Below are 19,042 nucleotides of genomic sequence, written 5' to 3'. Positions count from 1 at the left end.
TCATGCAGGATGACCCCGCCGACCCGTTCCACGACCACGACCACGCGCATTGCGCCGCCGCCGTCCTGGCCCGCGCCGAAAGCCAGACCAAGGCCGAGGGCGTGCGCCTGACCCCGGTGCGCCGGCGTGCGTTGGAAATCCTGCTGGAATCGCACCGCGCCATGGGCGCCTATGAGGTGCTGGAGCGCCTCTCGGCCGAGGGTTTCGGCAAGCAGCCGCCCGTCGCCTATCGCGCGCTGGATTTCCTGGTCGAACAAGGGCTTGCCCATCGCGTGCAGCGGCTGAACGCCTATGCCGCCTGCCTCTCGGCCGAGCGCGACCATTCGCCCGCCTTCCTGATCTGCCGCGGCTGCGAGCAGGTGGCCGAGGCCGATTCGGCCGAGCTTCGCGCCGCGCTCAGCGGCCTCGCCGCCAGCGCCGGCTTCGGGATCGAGCGCAGCACGGTCGAGCTGCTGGGGCTTTGCGCCCGCTGCCGCGAGGCCGGGCTGTGACGGCGCTGATCCGCGCCGCCGACCTGTCGGTCAGCCATGCCGGCGCCGACCTGCCGGTGCTGAGCCATGTCGATTTCCGCATCGCCCCGGCCGAGATCGTCACCGTGGTCGGCCCGAACGGCTCGGGCAAGTCGACGCTGATCCGGGCGCTGCTGGGCCATCTGGCGCTGGATTCGGGGCGCGTCGAGCGCGCGCCGGGCCTGCGCATCGGCTACGTGCCGCAGCGCGTGAACATCGAGCGCGCCATGCCGATGACCGTGCGCCGCTTCCTGTCGCTGCCGCGCCGCGTCGGTGATGCCGAGGCGGCGGCGGTGCTCGACCGCACCGGCGTGCCGGGCCTGCAATCGCGCCAGATCACCCAGCTTTCGGGCGGGCAGTTCCAGCGCGTGCTGCTGGCCCGCGCGCTGCTCAACGATCCGCAGCTGCTGGTGCTGGACGAGCCGACGCAGGGGCTGGACCAGCCCGGCATCGTCGCCTTCTACAAGCTGATCGAAGAGGTCCGCGCCCGGACCGGCGCCGCCGTGCTGATGGTCAGCCACGACCTGCTGGTGGTGATGCGGGCCTCGGACCGGGTGGTCTGCCTGAACGGCCATGTCTGCTGCGAGGGCACGCCGCAGGCGGTCAGCGCCGCGCCCGCCTATCGCGCCCTTTTCGGCGCCGAGGCGCAGGGCACGCTGGCGCTCTACCAGCATCACCACGATCACGATCACGATCACGTCGCAGAGGGCCATCACCACGGCCCGGCCTGCGCCCATGAACACTGAGGCCCCATGCTTGACGATTTCCTGACCCGTGCCGTGCTGGCCGGGCTTGGCCTTGTGCTGGCGACCGGCGCGCTGGGTTCCTTCGTGGTCTGGCGGCGCATGGCCTATTTCGGCGATTCGACCGCGCATGCGGCGATCTTGGGCGTGGCGCTGAGCTTTGCCTTTTCGCTGCCGGTCTATCTCGGCACGCTGGGCGTGGCGCTGGCCATGGCGCTGGCGGTGGCGCATCTGACCGGGCGGGGCCAGTCCATGGACACGGTGCTGGGGGTGCTGGCGCATAGCGCGCTGGCGCTGGGGCTGGTCGCGGTCAGCTTCGTGCCCGCGCTGCGCACCGGGCTCGACGCCTTCCTGTTCGGCGACATCCTGGCGGTGGGCAAGGCGGACCTGGCCTGGATCTGGGGCGGAGCGGCGGCGGTGATCGCGCTGCTGGCCTGGCGCTGGCAGCGGCTGGTGACGGCCTCGGTGAACGAGGAACTGGCCATGGCCGCCGGCATCGACCCGGCGCGCGAGCGGCTGATCCTGTCGCTCGCGCTGGCGCTGGTGGTGGCGATCGCGATTCGGATCGTGGGGGCGCTGCTGGTCTCGGCCATGCTGATCGTGCCGGCCGCGGCGGCACGGGGATTCTCTGCAACGCCCGAACAGATGGCCGGTTCCGCCACCGCCATCGGTGCCGTCGCGGTGCTGGGCGGGCTTTGGGCCAGCCTGTGGCTCGATACGCCGGCCGGCCCGTCCATCGTGGCGATTTCCGCGCTGATTTATGCTTTTACTCTGGTGCTTTGCCGGAAATGACCCCATGCTGACCCGTCCCGGCGGCCGGCAGGTTTCGGCCGGCGGGCCGGCGGCATCTCGCCTAGAGCGCGAGGTGTTGGCTATTATGCAACAGTTGCCTGTGGCGCGCAGAAGCTTCCCATCAAGACCGCTTTCCAAGTCCTTGGGTTTATGCGACTGTCCCAATGATGTTGCCGGAAACGGCAGCCTTCAAAGTACTGAACGGAGCATGATCATGACCAAATTCGCTACCCTCGCCCTGGCCCTCGGCCTGACGGCTTCGTCGGCTCTGGCCGGCGGTTACGTTGCCCCCGTCGTGGAAGTTGAGCCGGTCGTCGTCGACGAGAAGCCCGCTTCGTCGAACGCTGGCCTCGTCGTCCCGGCCCTGCTGCTGCTGGGCGTCATCGCCGCCGTCGCTTCGGACGACGACGACAGCTAATCGCTCAACGGGGCTTCGGTTCCGTAAGCGTACAGGGGCTGGCCTCGTGCCGGCCCCTTTTCTTTTTGCGCGGACCCGCCACTGCAAGGCCCGGCCTCGTGCCTTCGTTGTTGTCCAGATACCCCAGCGGCCGGCGGTGCCACCGTCGCAACGCCGCACCCATGAAAAAACCGGCCCCAAGAGGCCGGTTTTGCGCTGCCGCCCGGCCCTTGTCAGGGCCGCAGGGTCTGGATGGTGACATAGCCCAGTTGCGGGCCCAGCCATTGCCGCGACACCGGCAAATGCCCGCCCTGAGGCGCGTAATTGTTCTGGAACCGCGCGCCATGGCCCTCGCAGCTTTCCACCACCACGCCCGGTTTGGGGCCGGGCGCCACCGCGCAGTCGAAGTTCAGCGGCCGCTCCAGCCCGTCGCCGCTGAAATAGCGCATGACGCGCGACGCACTGCCGGCCCGGCCGGCGCGGATCAGCGGCTCGGTCTGCGGCTCGGCGACCGACAGGTCGTGGCCGAAGCCGCGCGTGCCGACCACCATGCCGTCGCGGAGGATCAGCGCCTCTTTCGAGGGCGCCATATAGGTGCGCAAACCGCCGTTCTGCCCGGTCATCGCCATGACCTGGGTGCGGCCCAGCGATTCGAAGCCGACCATGACCAGCGGCGCCGGGTTGACCCGCAGCGCCTCGGCGGCCATCTGCTCGGGCGTGCGCGGGGCTTCGGCCGGGGCCTCGGCCTTGTCGCCGCGGATCCGGGCCGCGGTGCTGCCGGCCGCCTTGGCGGCGATCAGCACCGGGTTGGTCTGGTTGCCGCTGTCGTCGTTGCCGCAGGCGGCCAGGCCGGCGATCAGAGCCGCGGACAGCGCCGCCTTGGTCATGCGGGCCGAAATCATCGCCAGAACCTCCCCCAGCCTTGATAGAGTTTGACCGATTGCGCGTCCCGGACCTTGTCGTAGAGCCGGCCATCGACATTCAGCCGCGCGCCGCCGTCACGCGACAGCGAACGCAGCGTGCTGCCGGCGCGGTCGCGGGTCGGCGTGCCGATGGCCCAGGCCACCGGGATCGAGATCGTCAGCCCCTTGTCGAAGGAGCCTTCGCCGAATTCCTCGTCGCTGAGGTCGGTCTTGGTGGCAAACGCGCCGATGCGCCAGCCATTGGCGAATTCGCGGGTCAGGGTGAAGGTCGCGCCCTTGTCGCCGGCCAGGTATTTGCCGACGTCCAGCTGCGCGGTGAAGCCATTGGCGAATTCGTAATAGGCCGAGACATGGCCGGTGGTGACCTCGTAGTCGCGGAAGCCGAAGACATCCTCGAAGTCGCGCTTCTTCACCCGGTTCACCTCGGCGCCGAAGGCCAGCGGCGAATTCGCCGGCTTCCACAGCACCTCGGTCGAGACGCCGCCATAGGCGCGCTCCAGCAGGCCGACGGTGACGCGGGAATAGATCGCCTCGGTCGGCTGGGCATACCAGGCCAGCGTCAGCTCGGGGACCGTCGGGCTCTCGTTTCCGGTGTACATGCGGGTGTCGGAGCGGACCCGCGGCACGCCACGGAAATACTCGTTCGCCGGGTCCGAGACATATTCATCGGGCGTGTAATGGTCCCCGCGCACGCCACCGTTCAGCTCGGGCGGAATGCCGGGGCCGCGCTGCTCCATGCTGCCGAAGGCGCGCTGGCGGATGGTGCCCGAGACGATCAGCCCCGGCATGAACTCGTAGCTCGCCTTCAACTGCGCGCCGGTCTCATAGCGCAGCGGGTCCTGCGGATCGAACAGCCCGATGTCCAGATAGGGCGCCAGGTTCCAGCGGAAGCGCGGGAACAGGCCCGGCGTCGTCACCAGGTCGCCCGGCCGCGGATCGGCATCGACCAGCTGCGAGGCATCGGCGATGCGGCCGGCCTCGGTATTCTCCAGCCGCTCGACGTCCGAACGCTTCAGCACCACGGACGAGGTCGCCATGCCGTCGGTGTTCGAGGTGATGACCAGCGTTTCCACCGAGGGCGGCAGCGCGCGGGTCATCAACCGGGCGGTGCGGCCCACGGCCTCGGACTGCTGGATATAGCGGGTGTTGCGGATGCGCACCTCGGCCCGGTTCCCAGACAGGGACATGGATTCGAGGATCTGGCCCTCGTCCTTCAGCGCCCCGGCCAGCGCGGTCTGGATCGCCGGCTGCGCGGTCGGATCGGCCGACCAGGCGCCCGACCAGCCCTCGGGATCGGCCGAGGGCGCGGGGCGCGGCTTCACCGGCGCCGGCGCCTTTTCCAGGCCCGAGGGGAAGGGCGCGTTGCGCGGATTCAGCGCAAAGCTGAACTGGGCGCCGAACATGTCGCCGCCGATGGTATAGAGCCCGACCTGATAGCTGGGGCTGAAGGTGTAATAGGCGCCCAGGTTCAGCTTGCTGCCCGGCTCGCCGTCGCCCTGCGGGATCTCCTCGACATGGCCGTCGGGGAACAGGTTGCGGACCAGATACTTGTCGTTGGAATATTCCGCCACCAGTCGCAGCTTGTCGGTCGCCTGCCAGGTGACCGAGCCGAAGGGCCGGGCCTTGCCGCGGAACCATTCGTCGACCTGCGGCTTGCCGCCGGTGTCGCCGATCTCGATCAGGCGCGGATCGCCCCCCAGCGTGCCCCAGCCGATGCCGACGCTGGCGCGCAGCCGGGGCGTGATGGTCTTGGTGGCGACGATGTATTCGCCGGAATAGATGCCGGTGCCCAGGAAGTCCTGCAGGCCGATGGCCACGGCGGGGCGCCAGCCGGATTCGTCGAGGAACTGGAAGCGCACATCGAACGAACGGTCCCACAGGTGGCCCAGCTCGTTGTGGTCGTTGATGCCCTCGACCCGGGAATAGCGGAGCGCGGTGGTGATCCGCGGATGCAGCTGGAAGATCACGTTATGGCGCCGCGCCGCCTTGTTGTAGGACACGGTTCCGCCCAGCGTGGCGTCGGGCAGCATCTCGGCGGTCGGCGTCTCGACGCCGCCGGCCAGGCCGTAGCTGTTCATCACGTCGCCGATCATCGGATCGGTCCGGGCCGGACCGGCGGCAAGGCCCAGAAGCAGCAGGGCCGGCACGGTCGTGGCCAGCAGGCGGCGGGTAAGAAGCGAATGGGCGCGCATCGGCGGATCCTTTCAGGTCATGGCGCGCAGCCTGGTGCTGGCGGAGGGGCCGGCGCCGCGCGGGATCTGTCCGCGCGGCGCCGGGATCGTCGGGCTTACTCGGTGGTCGTGGTCGAATCCGTCGCCTCGGGCACCGGCAGGACCGGCGCCGGCGTGGTGGCGCTGTCGGTCGTGCCGCTGCCGGTCGAAGGCGCCGCCGGCGTCTCGGTGGTGGCGGGAGCGGTCTCGGCCGGAGCCGGGGTCTCGGTCGTGGTTGCGGCCGGGGCCTCGGTCGTGGCCGGGAGCGTCGAGGCCGCCGGCGCCTCGGTCGCCGGGGCCGGCGTGGCGGGCGTCGTCGTGGCCGGGGTCGTCGTCGGCGCGGTTTCCGGCGCGGTCGTGGCCGGAGTCGTGGTCGCCGGGGTTTCCGGCGTCGCCGGCGCGGTGGTCGGCGCGGGCTTCGGCTCGGCCGGCTTTGCGGCCGGGGCGGCGGGCTTCGGCGTCGACTTCGGCTTCGGCGCGGCGGACGAGGCCTTGACCTGCGCCTTGGGCAGGCTGTCGGTCGGCATGGCGCAGCCGGTCAGGCGCTGGCTGCCGACGCGCAGGTTGGCGGTGAACGGGGTCTTCTGCCCGCCGACCTCGCAGCCTTCGGCGCGGATGTTCAGCGCAAAGACCTGGCCGTTCATGTTGCCGATGAACTCGACGCCCTTGGCATAGGTCATGCGGCGCACGGTCACGCCCACCGACTTGGCGCCCGGACGCTCATAGACGGCGGTCTTGTCGCCGGCGGTGGCGGTCCAGCCGGCGCCCGCGGCGCGGAAGATCGCGGTGCCCATGGTGCTGGCCTCGGCCGTGGCGACCGGCTTCTGGTCGGCCCCGGTTTCGATCGGCTGCTCCAGCGGCGACACGCCGGGCGGGCCGGAATGGGCGGGGGTGTCGGCGGCGCGGTCTTCCTGCTGCCAAGGCAGGTTTCCGCAAGCGGCCAAGGCAACAGTCATCGAGAGAACGGCGAAAGCCGAACGGAATTTCATCTGCTCTGTCCCGGTTCCATGGGTTTTCCTTATGCCTTATTGGCTACAGGAAGGCCCGGGATTGGGCAAGCGCCGACAGGGCTTTCGGCCAGCCGGCGCAGGGATTTCAGCAAAGATCCGCGCCCCTCAGCAGTTCGGCACGTTGACCGCCAGCCCGCCCAGCGAGGTTTCCTTGTACTTGTCCATCATGTCGCGGCCGGTCTGGCGCATGGTCTCGATGGCGGCGTCCAGCGGCACGAAATGCTTGCCGTCGCCGCGCAGCGCCAGGCTGGCGGCGCTGACCGCCTTGATCGCGCCCAGGCCGTTCCTTTCGATGCAGGGCACCTGCACCAGGCCGGCGACCGGGTCGCAGGTCATGCCCAGGTGATGCTCCAGCGCGATCTCGGCGGCGTTCTCCACCTGCTCGACGCTGCCGCCCAGCACGGCGCAAAGCCCCGCCGCCGCCATGGCGGAGGCGCTGCCCACCTCGGCCTGGCAGCCGCATTCCGCGCCCGAGATCGAGGCATTGTGCTTGATCAGCCCGCCCACCGCCGAGGCGGTCAGCAGGAAATCGTCAAGCTGGCGTTCCGAGGCGCCCGGGACATGGTCCAGCCAATAGCGGATCACCGCCGGCACCACGCCCGCCGCGCCATTCGTCGGCGCGGTGACGACCTGGCCGCCGGCGGCATTCTCCTCGTTCACCGCCATGGCATACATCGACATCCAGTCGTTGATGACATGCGGCGCGGTCAGGTTCATGCCGGCCTCGGCCTTCAGCGCCTCGTGGATGCCGGCGGCGCGGCGGCGGATCGACAGCCCGCCGGGCAGGATGCCGCGCGCCTCCAGGCCCCGGTCCATGCAGTCGCGCATCACCTGCCAGATCCGGTGGATGCCGGCCGAGATCTCGGCGTCGTTGCGGAACACGCGCTCGTTGTCGCGTTTCATCTGGGCGATGGACTTGCCCGATTTCGCGGCCATCTCCAGCATCTCGGCGGCCTGGGCGAAGGGATAGGGCACCTTGGGCGAGGCATCGGTGCGGGTGTCGTCGCCGCGCGCGGCCAGTTCCGCCTCGGTCAGCACGAAGCCGCCGCCGATGGAATAATAGGTCTCGCTGAAGATCACGTCGCCCTGGGCGTCGGTCGCCATCAGGATCATGCCGTTGGCGTGGCCGGCCAGCGCCCGGTCGAAGTCGAAGACCAGGTCGCGGCCTGGGTCGAAATGCAGCTCGCCCAGGTCCCGCGGCGTCAGCAGGTGGCTCTGGCGGTTCGCCTCCAGCACGGCCTCGGCGGCCTCGGCATCCATGGTCTCGGGCAGGAATCCGGCCAGGCCCAGGATGGTGGCGCGGTCGGTGGCATGGCCCTTGCCGGTAAAGGCCAGGCTGCCGTGCAGGCTGGCGCGCAGGCCATGCGCCTTGAACGGCTGCGCCCGCAGCGCATCCAGGAAGCGCCCGCCGGCGACCATCGGCCCCATGGTATGCGAGGACGAGGGGCCGACCCCGATCTTGAAGATGTCGAAGACCGAAAGAAACATGCGCCGGCTCCCGTTGTCAGTAGCGCCCCAGTCTAGCCGGACCGCGCCCCTGCGGCCAGCGCGGCTGCGACGGCACTTAGGAACCGTCGCGACATTTGACGAGTCGCCGCCTGCACGTTATTTCGGCATCAAGCATAAAATCACGGCAAATCTCCCCGGCATGCGACCGCCCACGGATCGGGCAGCAGCCGTTTTCTTTCGCATTCCCACTGCCCGGCCTACGAGTTCTTTCATGACGCGACCCGAACCGATCCTTCTTGGCGATATCGCCCTTGGCGCCCCGGTCTTCCTGGCGCCGATGGCGGGCATCACCGACCTGGCCTTTCGCCGCGCCGTCCAGCGCCACGGCGGGGCCGGGCTGATGGTCAGCGAGATGGTCGCCTCGACCGAGATGGTGACGCCGCGCCCGTCCACCCGCGCCGCCGTCCGCGCCAAGGCGCTGACCGAGGGCGCGGCGCCGGTCAGCGTCCAGATCGCCGGGCGCGAGGCCGGGGCCATGGCCGAGACCGCCCGCATCGTCGCCGACATGGGCGCGCGCATCGTCGACATCAACATGGGCTGCCCGGCCAAGAAGGTCACCGGCGGGCTGTCGGGGGCGGCTTTGATGCGCGACCTCGACCACGCGCTGGGGCTGATCGAGGCGGTGGTCGCCGCCGTGCCAGACCTGCCGGTGACGCTGAAGATGCGGCTGGGCTGGGATGGCGATTGCCTGAACGCCCCGGAACTGGCGGCCCGCGCCGCCGGGGCCGGGATCAGGATGCTGACCGTGCACGGCCGGACGCGGGCTCAATTCTATACCGGCAGCGCCGATTGGGCGGCGATCCGGGCGGTGGCGAACCTGCCGGGCCGGCCGCCGCTGGTCGCCAACGGCGACGTGGTCGATGCGGCCTCGGCGCGGCTGGCGCTGGCGCGATCGGGCGCCGAGGCGGTCATGGTCGGCCGCGGCGCCCAGGGCGCGCCCTGGCGGCTGGCCCAGATCGCGCATGAACTATGGAACACGCCCGCGCCGCGGGTGCCGCAAGGCGCCGCGCTGGCCGAGGCGGTGGCCGAGCATTACGACGACATCCTGTCGCTTTACGGCCGCGAGCTGGGCCTGCGCGTCGCGCGCAAGCACCTGGGCTGGTATGCCGAGGCGAACGGCGCCCCGAACCGCGCCGAACTGCTGCGCGCGCCCAGTCCCGAGGCGGCGCTGACCGCGATCCGCGCCGGCTTCGGCGATGCGGCGCCGGTGTTTTCCCCCGCGACCGAGGTGCCCTCGTGACAGCCCGGCCCAGGTCCGACATGGCCCGCGACCCCGAGGTCGAGACCGGCGCCGGCTTCATCCCGGCCGAGGTTGGCCCCAACTGGGCGGCGCTGCCTCTGCCCGCGATCATCCTGGACGCCCAGGGTCGCATCGCGGCGATGAACGACCTGGCCGAGGCCTTCCTGAACCTGTCCTGCCGCTCGTCGCTGGGCCTGGCGCTGGAGGGGCCCGAGCTCCTGAAGCGGCTGCGCATCGTGCCGACGCTGGGCTCGATCCTCGACCGCGTGCGCGAAGGCCATGACGCGCTGAACCGCGCCGGTGTGCGCTTCGAGATCGGCGACCGCTCGGGCGGGCATACCGACCGCTTCGGCACCATCCACGCCGGCGCCGCGCCCAGCCCCGCGGGCGGCATCGCCGTGCTGATCGCGCCGCAGGACGGCGGCGGCCGGCTGGGCAACGGCCAGGCCGCACGCTCGGCCGCGCGCTCGGCCATCGGCATGGCCGAGATGCTGGCGCATGAGATCAAGAACCCGCTGGCCGGTATCCGGGGCGCCGCGCAGCTGATCGGCATGAACCTCGCGGCCGAGGACCGCGACCTGGCCGACCTGATCGTGGCGGAATCGCGCCGCATCGTCGAATTGCTGGACCAGGTCGAACGCTTCGGCGACACCTCGGCGCCGCGGCTGTCGGCGGTGAACGTGCATGACGTGCTGGAACGGGTGCGCCGCTCGGCCTCGGTCGGCTTCGGGCGCGGGCTGCGCATCGTGCCGGAATACGACCCCTCGCTGCCGCCGGCGCTGATCGATGCCGACCAGCTGGTGCAGGTCTGCCTGAACCTGGTCAAGAACGCCGCCGAGGCGATCCAGCGCGCCGGCCAGGGCGGCACCATCCGCATCCGCAGCTTCTATGACGGCACGCTGCGCCTGGCGCCGACCGAGGCCGAGCCGCAGGGCCGCAGCCTGCCCCTGCAGATCGAGATCGAGGACGACGGCCCCGGCATCCCCGAGACCATCGTCGCCGAGGTCTTCGAGCCCTTCGTCTCGGGACGCGAGAACGGCACCGGCCTGGGGCTGGCGCTGGTCTCGAAGATCATCACCGACCATGGCGCCTGGATCGCGCTGGATACCCGCCCCGGTCGCACCGTCTTTCGCCTTTCCCTGCCCAAAGCCTGAGGTTTCCCCATGGACGGCACCGTTCTGATCGCCGACGACGACCGCACCATCCGCACGGTGCTGACCCAGGCCCTGACCCGCGCCGGCTGCCGGGTGCATGCCACCGGCTCGCTGGCGCAGCTGCAGCGCTGGGTCGAGGAGGGTCGGGGCGACCTGGTCATCACCGACGTGATGATGCCCGACGGCAACGGCATCGACATGATCCCGGCCATCCGCAAGGCGCGGCCCGACCTGCCGGTGATCGTGATCTCGGCCCAGAACACCATCGTGACCGCGATCCGCGCCACCGAGGCCGCGGCCTTCGACTATCTGCCGAAGCCCTTCGACCTGCCCGACCTGATGACGCGGGCCGGGCAGGCGTTGGCCCGGCGGGTGCGCAAGTCGGACCCGGCGCCGGCCGCGCCCGCGCCGGAAAGCGCCGCCGACCCGACCCTGCCGCTGATCGGCCATGCGCCGGCGATGCAGAACCTGTTCCGCATGGTGGCGCGGGTGCTGAACGCCGACCTGCCGGTGATGATCGCGGGCGAGGCCGGGGTGGGCAAGACCGTGGTCGCGCGCTCGTTCCATGACCTGTCGGACCGGCGCGAGGCGGGCTTCGTCGTACTGACCTCGGCCGACCTGTCCGAGGAGGCGATCCACCGCGCCGGCGACCGCGCCCAGGGCGGCACGCTGCTGATCGAGGATCCGGCCGGCTTCGACAGCGCGGCGCAGGCCCGGCTGATCGGTATGATCGAGGCTTGGGAGGTCGGCCCCGGCCGCAACCAGATGCCGCGCCTGGTCTCGACCACCGGGCCCGACCCGCAGGCCGATGTCGCGGCCGGTCGGCTGCGCGCCGACCTGTATTACCGGCTGGCGGGGGTGACGGTCACCGTGCCGCCGCTGCGGGCGCGGGTGGACGACATCCCGCCGCTGGCGCGGCACCTGCTGGCCCGCGCCGCCGCGCAGGGCCTGCCCGCGCGCAGCCTGTCCGAAGGCGCGACCGCGCTGATCCGCGCCTATGCCTTCCCGGGCAATGTGCGCGAGCTGGAAAACATGATGCGCCGCATGGCGCTGACCGCCGCCGGGGCCGAGATCTCGGAAGCCGAGGCCCGCGCCGCGCTGAGCGAATCGGCGCCGCTGGCACAGGCCGCGCCCCTCACGCCGCCGCCGCCGAGCCAGCCCGGACACGGCCCCGCCGCGCCCGGCACGCCGGCGGCGCTGGCCGAGCCGGCGACCATGCGGCTGGCGCAATCGGTCGAGATGCATCTGCAACGCTATTTCGACCTGCATGGCGACGACCTGCCGCCGCCCGGGCTTTACGACCGCATCCTGCGCGAGATCGAGAAGCCACTGCTGGAGATCGCGCTGGATGCCACCGGCGGCAATCAGCTGAGATGCGCCGATCTGCTGGGGATAAATCGCAATACGTTGCGCAAGAAGCTCACCGACCTGAATATCGAAGTGACAAGGCGCCGCAAGCTGATGTAAAACGGCCACAGATGGCCGCACGCTAGTCGCTGAACGGCCACAGCAAGGCCGCGACACAGCGGCGAAGGCGAAGGCGGGCACAGTGGCAGGCACATTGTCCAAAGGCACATGGGAACGCGTCGCGCGTCTGCGGCGGGTGCGGCTTTACCGCAACGCCGCGACGCTGGGGCTGGCGCTGCTGGGCCCGGTGCTGGCGGCGCTGACCTTCGCGGTCATGGGCCCGTTCTCGACCGCCGAGCCGGGCGGCTCGGCGCTGCGGCTGGTACTGTTGGCGGACCTGCTCTACCTGATCGTGCTGACGGGGCTGGTGGTGGCGCGCATGGCGCGCATCTTTGCCGCGCGGCGCAAATCCGCCGCCGGCTCGCGGCTGCACACCAGGCTGGTCGGCGTCTTTGCCACCATCGCGCTGGTGCCCACGGTGCTGGTGGCGCTGTTCGCCGGGCTGACGCTGAACATCGGCCTCGAGGGCTGGTTCTCGGGGCAGGTGCAGTCGGTGGTGGCCAGCTCGCTTTCCGCCGCCGAGGCCTATCAGGAAGAGCATCGCCGCGACCTGACCAATGACGCCAAGCTGCTGGCCGGCGCGCTGATGCAGGAGGTGCGGCGCAAGCCGCTGCTGGACGACGGCGACCTGCGGCTGCTGCTGACGGATTATCAAAGCAAGATCCAGCGCGGGCTGCGCGAAGCCTATGTCATCGACGGCAGCGGCACCATCCGCGCCCGCGGCGAGCGCAGCTATCAGTTCTGGTACGAACAGCCCACGCCCGCCGAGTTCGACGAGGCGGCGGCCAAGGGCCTGGTGCTGATCGAGGACTGGCAGAACAACGAATTCCGCGCCCTGGTGCCGCTGACGCCGCTGGCCGACCGCTATCTCTATGTCACCCGCGACGTGGACGGCAAGCTGCTGGGCCTTCTGGACGACACCCGCCAGACCGTCGGCGACTATCAGCGGCTGGAAAAGGAACGCGGCCGCATCCTGCTGGAATTCTCGCTGGTCTATCTGGGCTTCGCGCTTTTGCTGGTGGCGGCGGCGATGTGGCTGGGGCTGTGGTTCGCCGACCGGCTGTCGCGCCCGATCGGCCGGCTGGCCGAAGCATCCGAGCAGGTGGGCGAGGGCAACCTGGACCTGCAGATCCCCGAGCCCGACACCGGCGACGAGATCCAGACCCTGGGCCAGGCCTTCAACCGCATGACCCGGCAGCTGAAGCAGCAGCGGCTGGAACTGGTCGAAAGCTATCGCACCGCCGACGACCAGCGCCGGCTGTTCGATTCGGTGCTGTCCTCGGTCACCGCCGGGGTGATCGGCCTGGACGCGGCGGGCGAGATCGACTTCCTGAACCGCTCGGCCACGCGCCTGCTGGGCCTGGACCCGGCGGCGGCGCACGACCGGCTGCTGTCCGATGCGGTGCCGGAATTCGCCCCGCTGTTTCAGCGGCTGGAGCATTCCGTCGCCGAATCGGTGCAGGACGAGATCCGCCTGACCCGCGAGGGCCGCGTCGAAAGCCTGCTGGTGCGCATGGCGATCCGGCGCGGCGCGGCGGGCGGCCTGGAAGGCTATGTCGTGGCGCTGGACGACGTGACCGACCTGGTCTCGGCGCAGCGCATGGCGGCCTGGGGCGACGTGGCGCGGCGGGTGGCGCATGAGATCAAGAACCCGCTGACCCCCATCCAGCTTTCGGCCGAGCGGCTGAAGCGCAAGTTCGCCCCCGTCGCCGGCGACGATGCCGAGGCGCTGGAGCAGCTGACCGGCGTCATCATCCGCCAGACGGGCGACCTGCGCCGCATCGTCGACGAATTCAGCCGCTTCGCCCGCATGCCCGAACCCGACCGCAGGGAAACCGACCTGGCGAAGCTGCTGCGCGACAGCGCGCTGATGCAGCGCGACGCGCTGCAAGGCGCGCTGGTCGCCGAGATCCCCGAGCAGCCGGTGATCGTCGATGCCGATGCGGGGATGATGGGGCAGGTCTTCACCAACCTGCTGAAGAACGCCGGCGAGGCGCTGGACGAGCTGCGCCCCGCCCCGCCCGCGGGCTGGCAGCCCAGGGTCGCGGTCCAGATGCTGGCCGCGCCCGATGCGGTCACCATCCGCATCACCGACAACGGCCCGGGCCTGCCCGAGGACCGCACCCGGCTCTTCGAGCCCTATGTGACGATGAAACCCGGCGGCACCGGCCTCGGCCTGCCCATCGTCAAGAAGATCGTCGAGGAACATGGCGGCAGCCTGTCCCTGACCGACGCCCCCGACGGACAGGGCGCCATGGCCGAAATCCGCCTGCCGCGCGAGCGCCAGCCGGTGCGCCTGTCCACACGACGCCAGAAACACGAGCAGGAAACAACAAAATGAGCGATATTCTGATTGTCGATGACGAGCGGGACATCCGCGAACTGATTTCCGACATCCTGCGCGACGAGGGCTATGCGACCCGCCTCGCCGCCAATTCCGACCAGGCGGTGGCCGAGCTGAACCTCTCGGAGCCGGCGCTGATGATCCTCGACATCTGGCTGAAGGACAGCAAGATGGACGGGATCGACATCCTCAAGCAGGTCAAGCGCAACAACCCGGACGTGCCGGTGGTCATCATCTCGGGCCATGGCAATATCGAGATCGCGGTCGCGGCGATCAAGCAGGGCGCCTATGACTTCATCGAGAAGCCCTTCAACATCGACCAGCTGCTGGTGGTGATCCGCCGCGCGATGGAAGCCTCGCGCCTGCGCCACGAGAATGCGACGCTGAAGCGGGTCGAGGCGCGGGCGGCCGAGATGCTGGGCAATTCCGCGCCGTTCCGGCGGCTGCGCGAACAGCTGGACAAGGTGTCGAAGTCGAACGGCCGCATCATGCTGACCGGCGAGCCGGGGGCGGGCAAGGAAAGCGCCGCGCGCTATATCCACGCCCACAGCCCGCGCGCCCGCGAACCCTTCGTCACCGTGCCCTGCGCCACCATCGAGCCCGACCACATGGAGGAGGTGCTGTTCGGCCGCGAGACCCCCGAGCGCGGCATCGAGCCGGGGCTGCTGGAGCAGGCGCATGGCGGGGTGATCTATTTCGACGAGGTGGCGGACATGCCGCTGGGCACCCAGCCCAAGATCCTGCGGGTGCTGACCGAGCAGCAGTTCCAGCGCGCGGGCGGCACCGACAAGGTGCGGGTCGACCTGCGGGTGATTTCCTCGACCAACCGCGACCTCGCGGCCGAGATCGCCGCCGGCCGCTTCCGCCAGGAGCTCTACGACCGGCTGAATGTGGTGCCGGTGCCGGTGCCGTCGCTGGCCGACCGCCGCGACGACATCCCGATGCTGGCCGAACATTTCATCGAGAGCTTCCATGCCGGTCAGGGCCTGCCGCTGCGCGCCCTGCCCGAGGAAACCTGCGCGGCGCTGCAGGCGATGAACTGGCCGGGCAATATCCGCCAGCTGCGCAACGTGATCGAGCGGGTGCTGATCCTGGGCGACGGCCCGGGCCCGATCCTGCCCTCGGAGCTGGAAACCCAGAACGGCGGCGCCAGCACCGGCGAGGCCCTGGCGCTGGGCCCGCAGATCACCAGCCTGGCGCTGCGCGAGGCGCGCGAGCTGTTCGAGCGGGAATACCTGCTGGCGCAGATCAACCGCTTCGGCGGCAATATCAGCCGCACGGCGCAATTCGTCGGCATGGAACGCTCGGCGCTGCATCGCAAGCTGAAGTCGCTCGGCGTCGTCGGCGGCGTGCGCGTCGAGGAAGAGATGATGGGGAAGTGACCCTGGACCTGCGCCGGTTGCACGGTCGCATGGGTATTTGTGGAACAAAGAAGCCGGAAGGTTGCGCCCCGGCCACCCCCGCGGATCAGGCGGGACAGGTTTTGGCCAAATGACCGGGGCGGCTTCTTCGCTCGCGGTCATCGGCTCCCCAGCCTGTACCGCTCGTGGAATATGGCTGAAAAACATGAAGGGGCGGTTAACGGCTTCTTTGCTCCACAAATACCCATGCGACATCTCCACTATCGCCAGGCTTGCCCAGCTGGTCCCGGCGCTTTCCCAGTATCCGTCGCGTCCCGGGCGCGCTAGGATCGCGCTTCACGAAGGGCATGAACCGGGGCCGGAATGAAGATCATCATCTGCGGAGCGGGGCAGGTCGGCTGGCACATCGCCCGCCATCTCGCCGGCGAGCGCAACGATGTCACCATCATCGACACCAATGCCGAGCTGATCCGGCGCGCCACCGATGCGCTGGACGTCCAGGGCGTGACCGGCTTCGCCAGCCATCCCGACGTGCTGGACCGCGCCGGCGCCCGCGACGCCGACCTGATCATCGCCGCCACGCATTCGGACGAGGTGAACATGGTCACCTGCCAGGTGGCGCATTCCGTCTTCCAGGTGCCGCGAAAGATCGCGCGGCTGCGCAGCCCGGCCTATCTCGATGCGATCTGGTCGGACCTCTACCGCACCGACCACCTGTCCATCGACGTGGTCATCAGCCCCGAGCGCGAGGTGGCGCGGGCGGCGATCCAGCGGCTGTCGGCGCCCTCGACCTTCGATGCCGAGACCTTTCTCGACGGCCGGCTGCACCTGCTGGGCATCGTGCTCGACCCCGACAGCCCGGTGCTGAACACGCCGTTGCGGCAGCTGAACGAGATGTTCACCAGCCTCAGCGCCATCGTCTCGGGGGTGCGGCGCGGCGGGCGGCTGTTCGCGCCCGAACCGGGCGACCAGCTGTTCGACGGTGACCAAGTCTATGTCTTCACCCGCACCGAGGACGTGCCGCGCACGCTGGAAATCTTCGGCAAGCCCGCCGCGCGGCAGGAAAGCGTCGTCATCATCGGCGCCGGCAATGTCGGCCTTGCCGTGGCCCAGGCGCTGGAGGCCCGGCCCGAGCGGGTGCGCGTCAAGCTGATCGAGCGTTCGCGCGGCCGGGCCGAGGATGCCGCCGACGCGCTGAACCGCACCATCGTGCTGAACGGCGACGGGCTTTCGGCCGAGCTGCTGGAGGAGGCGGCCGTGCCGCGCGCCGATGCGGTGCTGGCGATTACCGATGACGACAAGACCAATATCCTGGCCGCCGTGCGTGCCAAGCAGGCCGGCGCCAAACTTGCGATCTCGCTGGTCAATGACCCGACCTTGATGTCGCTGATGGAGCCCCTGGACATCGATGCCTTCATCAACCCGCGCGCCAGCACGGTCTCGACCATCCTGCGCCATATCCGGCACGGCCGGGTGCGCGACATCTATTCCATCGGCGATGCCGAGGCCGAGGTGATCGAGGCGCAGGTGCTGTCCACCTCGCCCATCGCCGGGCGCGCCTTGCGCGACATCGAATTCCCCGAGGGCGCGCTGATGGGCGCCGTCCAGAAGGGCGAGCGCGTGGTCAAGCCCACCGGCGACCTGCGCATCGAAGAGGGCGACATCGTGGTGATCTTTGCCCTGACATCCGACGTCCCCGAGGTCGAGCGCCTGCTTCAGGTCTCGATCGATTTCTTCTGAGGCCGGGGCATGGGGTGGCTGGCGCGCCTGCCGTTGATGGTGGTCCTGACCGGGATCGGCGGGGCGGCGATGGTGCTGCCCGGGCTTTATGCCCATGCCACCGACCAGCACAAGATCGGCTCGATCTTCCTGGGCTGCGCCGGGCTGGTCGTGCTCTTGTCGGCGATCCTGGGGCTGGCCACCGCCGAAAGGCCGGCCGGGCCGCAGGCGCGCAGCGTGCTTCTGGCCATGCTCGGCACCATGGCGGTGCTGCCGGCGGCGCTGGCGGTGCCCTTTGCGCTGGCGCTGCCCGACACCGGCTTCTTCAACGCCTGGTGGGAGATGATCTCTTGCCTGACCACCACCGGCGCCTCGCTTTACGCCGCCGACCTGCTGGCGCCGCCGCTCCACCTGTGGCGGGCGCTGGTCGGCTGGATGGGCGGGCTGTTCATGCTGATCGCCGCCGTGGCCCTGCTGGCGCCCTTGCGTGTCGGCGGGTTCGAGATCCTGTCCTCGCCCTATGGCCGCAGCGAGCGCTTCGAGCGGCTGCCGCGCTCGGCCGAGGCGGCTGCGGTGGTGACGCATCTCTCGGCGCCGGCCTTCCAGACCGAGCTGGTCGACCCGGTGCATCGGGTGATCCGCGCCGCCCGGGCGGTGTTTCCGCTTTACGCCGGGCTGACGCTGCTGATGTGGACGGTGCTGTTGATGCTGGGCGAGACCGGGCTCATCGCGCTGACCCGGGCGCTGGGCACGCTCTCGACCAGCGGCATCAGCCCGGTCAATGGCCCGGCGGGGCAGGGCAGCGGCATCGCCGGCGAGATGGTGATCTTCCTGTTCCTGATCCCGGCGCTGTCGCGCCGCTTCTGGCCCGGCGGCGGCGAGCTGACCGTCAGCGATAGCTGGCGCGGCGACCCCGAGCTGCAGATGGCGGCGGGGGTGGTGCTGATGGTCTCGGCCATGCTGTTCCTGCGTCATTTCGCCGGCGCCATCGGCGTTTCACCCCAGGGCGCCAAGGGCGTGCTCGCGACGCTGGACAGCGCGCTGTCCGCCGCCTGGGGCGGCATCTTCAACGGGCTCAGCTACCTGACCACGACCGGCTGGAACTCGGTCGAATGGCAGGGCGCGCGCAACTGGTCGGGGCTCAGCTCGCCCGGGCTGATGCTGGCGGGGCTGGCGATGATGGGCGGCGGCGTCGCCACCACGGCCGGCGGGGTGAAGCTCTTGCGCGTCTATGCCCTGGCCCGGCATTCCGAGCGCGAGCTGGAAAAAATCGTCCACCCCAGCTCCATCGGCGGCGGCGGGCTGATGGCGCGGCGGCTGCGGCGCGAGGGGGCCTATCTCGCCTTCATCTTCTTCATGCTCTTTGCCAGTTCCATCGCGGTGACGGTCATGCTGATCTCGCTCCAGCAGATCGAATTCGACACGGCGACGATCCTGTCCATCGCGGCGCTGACGAACACCGGCCCGCTCGCCGGCGCGATTCCGCTGACGCCGACCTTCCAGGGCTCGGCCGGCATGGCGGGCGCACCCTGGGAGGGCTGGGCCGGCCTGCCCGGGCTGACCAAGGCGGTGCTGGCGGCGGCGATGATCGTCGGGCGGCTCGAGACGCTGGCGATTCTGGCGCTGTTCTCGCCCGAATACTGGCGCCGTTAGCGCCGATCACC

At 70.1% G+C, this 19,042-nt stretch carries 15 protein-coding genes; 11 read left to right on the top strand and 4 right to left on the bottom strand.

All coding sequences use genetic code 11. The features are described from left to right. The first annotated feature begins 2 nt into the window (after positions 1-2). The 4 genes from ASV56_RS05995 (at position 3) to ASV56_RS05980 (ending at position 2,462) form a co-directional block, all read left to right on the top strand. Positions 3-491 carry a Fur family transcriptional regulator gene (locus tag ASV56_RS05995; protein WP_062561200.1) on the top strand — a complete coding sequence of 163 codons (489 nt, stop codon included), beginning with the start codon at positions 3-5 and terminating at the stop codon, positions 489-491. Next, positions 488-1,255, top strand: a complete 768-nt coding sequence (locus ASV56_RS05990) for a metal ABC transporter ATP-binding protein (protein WP_062561199.1) — start codon at positions 488-490, stop codon at positions 1,253-1,255. Before ASV56_RS05995 ends, ASV56_RS05990 begins: the two co-directional genes overlap by 4 nt. 6 nt (positions 1,256-1,261) lie before the next feature. Continuing rightward, on the top strand, positions 1,262-2,044 hold the full coding sequence (locus ASV56_RS05985) for a metal ABC transporter permease (RefSeq protein ID WP_062561198.1): 783 nt from the start codon (positions 1,262-1,264) through the stop codon (positions 2,042-2,044). A gap of 214 nt (positions 2,045-2,258) precedes the next feature. Continuing rightward, positions 2,259-2,462 (top strand): hypothetical protein, encoded by a 204-nt coding sequence (locus tag ASV56_RS05980; protein WP_437435911.1) that lies wholly within the window; start codon positions 2,259-2,261, stop codon positions 2,460-2,462. A gap of 212 nt (positions 2,463-2,674) precedes the next feature. On the opposite strand, the gene ASV56_RS05975 is transcribed toward ASV56_RS05980, so the two are convergent. The 4 genes from ASV56_RS05975 to ASV56_RS05960 form a co-directional block, all read right to left on the bottom strand. Next, a complete protein-coding gene (locus tag ASV56_RS05975) occupies positions 2,675-3,343 on the bottom strand; it encodes a YjbF family lipoprotein (RefSeq protein WP_062561196.1) in 669 nt (222 codons plus the stop codon). Beyond that, positions 3,340-5,556: a YjbH domain-containing protein gene (locus ASV56_RS05970; protein ID WP_062561195.1), complete on the bottom strand. Its 2,217-nt coding sequence runs from the start codon at positions 5,554-5,556 to the stop codon at positions 3,340-3,342. Before ASV56_RS05970 ends, ASV56_RS05975 begins: the two co-directional genes overlap by 4 nt. A gap of 95 nt (positions 5,557-5,651) precedes the next feature. After that, complete coding sequence (locus ASV56_RS05965; RefSeq protein ID WP_062561194.1) at positions 5,652-6,563, bottom strand: hypothetical protein; 912 nt, start codon at positions 6,561-6,563, stop codon at positions 5,652-5,654. Positions 6,564-6,689: 126 nt separating this feature from the next. Next, entirely contained in the window at positions 6,690-8,072 is a 1,383-nt protein-coding gene (locus ASV56_RS05960; protein ID WP_062561193.1) for an L-serine ammonia-lyase, read from the bottom strand. Between the two features lie 232 nt (positions 8,073-8,304). Between ASV56_RS05960 and dusB the strand changes: the two genes are divergently transcribed. From dusB to ASV56_RS05925, 7 genes are all read left to right on the top strand, one after another. Beyond that, positions 8,305-9,333 carry a tRNA dihydrouridine synthase DusB gene (gene dusB, locus ASV56_RS05955; RefSeq protein WP_062561192.1) on the top strand — a complete coding sequence of 343 codons (1,029 nt, stop codon included), beginning with the start codon at positions 8,305-8,307 and terminating at the stop codon, positions 9,331-9,333. Continuing rightward, on the top strand, positions 9,330-10,487 hold the full coding sequence (locus ASV56_RS05950; protein WP_062561191.1) for a two-component system sensor histidine kinase NtrB: 1,158 nt from the start codon (positions 9,330-9,332) through the stop codon (positions 10,485-10,487). Before dusB ends, ASV56_RS05950 begins: the two co-directional genes overlap by 4 nt. A 9-nt stretch (positions 10,488-10,496) precedes the next feature. Further along, entirely contained in the window at positions 10,497-11,954 is a 1,458-nt protein-coding gene (locus tag ASV56_RS05945) for a response regulator (RefSeq protein WP_062561190.1), read from the top strand. An 82-nt stretch (positions 11,955-12,036) separates the two neighbouring features. Further along, positions 12,037-14,295: a sensor histidine kinase NtrY-like gene (locus ASV56_RS05940; RefSeq protein WP_062561189.1), complete on the top strand. Its 2,259-nt coding sequence runs from the start codon at positions 12,037-12,039 to the stop codon at positions 14,293-14,295. Continuing rightward, the gene (ntrX, locus tag ASV56_RS05935) at positions 14,292-15,680 is read left to right on the top strand and encodes a nitrogen assimilation response regulator NtrX (protein WP_062561188.1); all 1,389 of its coding nucleotides are present in this window, start codon (positions 14,292-14,294) and stop codon (positions 15,678-15,680) included. The genes ASV56_RS05940 and ntrX overlap by 4 nt, the downstream gene beginning before the upstream one ends. 342 nt (positions 15,681-16,022) lie before the next feature. After that, positions 16,023-17,399, top strand: coding sequence for a Trk system potassium transporter TrkA (gene trkA / locus ASV56_RS05930; protein WP_017999733.1), 1,377 nt, complete (start codon positions 16,023-16,025; stop codon positions 17,397-17,399). Positions 17,400-17,408: 9 nt separating this feature from the next. Next, on the top strand, positions 17,409-19,031 hold the full coding sequence (locus tag ASV56_RS05925) for a TrkH family potassium uptake protein (protein WP_062561187.1): 1,623 nt from the start codon (positions 17,409-17,411) through the stop codon (positions 19,029-19,031). The last annotated feature ends 11 nt before the right edge of the window (positions 19,032-19,042 follow it).

This window comes from Paracoccus aminovorans (genome assembly GCF_001546115.1).
Lineage (GTDB): Bacteria > Pseudomonadota > Alphaproteobacteria > Rhodobacterales > Rhodobacteraceae > Paracoccus > Paracoccus aminovorans_B.
Note: the sequence above shows the minus strand (reverse complement) of the source record. Positions and strands in the feature narration are given on the sequence as shown.

Bases quoted from the DNA above. Each gene is read 5' to 3' on its own strand.
- trkA (WP_017999733.1), top strand. From the start codon at position 16,023: ATGAAGATCATCATCTGCGGAGCGGGGCAGGTCGGCTGGCACATCGCC.
- ASV56_RS05975 (WP_062561196.1), bottom strand. From the start codon at position 3,343: ATGATTTCGGCCCGCATGACCAAGGCGGCGCTGTCCGCGGCTCTGATC.
- ASV56_RS05925 (WP_062561187.1), top strand. From the start codon at position 17,409: ATGGGGTGGCTGGCGCGCCTGCCGTTGATGGTGGTCCTGACCGGGATC.
- ASV56_RS05965 (WP_062561194.1), bottom strand. From the start codon at position 6,563: ATGAAATTCCGTTCGGCTTTCGCCGTTCTCTCGATGACTGTTGCCTTG.
- ASV56_RS05960 (WP_062561193.1), bottom strand. From the start codon at position 8,072: ATGTTTCTTTCGGTCTTCGACATCTTCAAGATCGGGGTCGGCCCCTCG.
- ASV56_RS05995 (WP_062561200.1), top strand. From the start codon at position 3: ATGCAGGATGACCCCGCCGACCCGTTCCACGACCACGACCACGCGCAT.
- dusB (WP_062561192.1), top strand. From the start codon at position 8,305: ATGACGCGACCCGAACCGATCCTTCTTGGCGATATCGCCCTTGGCGCC.
- ASV56_RS05945 (WP_062561190.1), top strand. From the start codon at position 10,497: ATGGACGGCACCGTTCTGATCGCCGACGACGACCGCACCATCCGCACG.
- ASV56_RS05970 (WP_062561195.1), bottom strand. From the start codon at position 5,556: ATGCGCGCCCATTCGCTTCTTACCCGCCGCCTGCTGGCCACGACCGTG.
- ASV56_RS05980 (WP_437435911.1), top strand. From the start codon at position 2,259: ATGACCAAATTCGCTACCCTCGCCCTGGCCCTCGGCCTGACGGCTTCG.
- ASV56_RS05985 (WP_062561198.1), top strand. From the start codon at position 1,262: ATGCTTGACGATTTCCTGACCCGTGCCGTGCTGGCCGGGCTTGGCCTT.
- ntrX (WP_062561188.1), top strand. From the start codon at position 14,292: ATGAGCGATATTCTGATTGTCGATGACGAGCGGGACATCCGCGAACTG.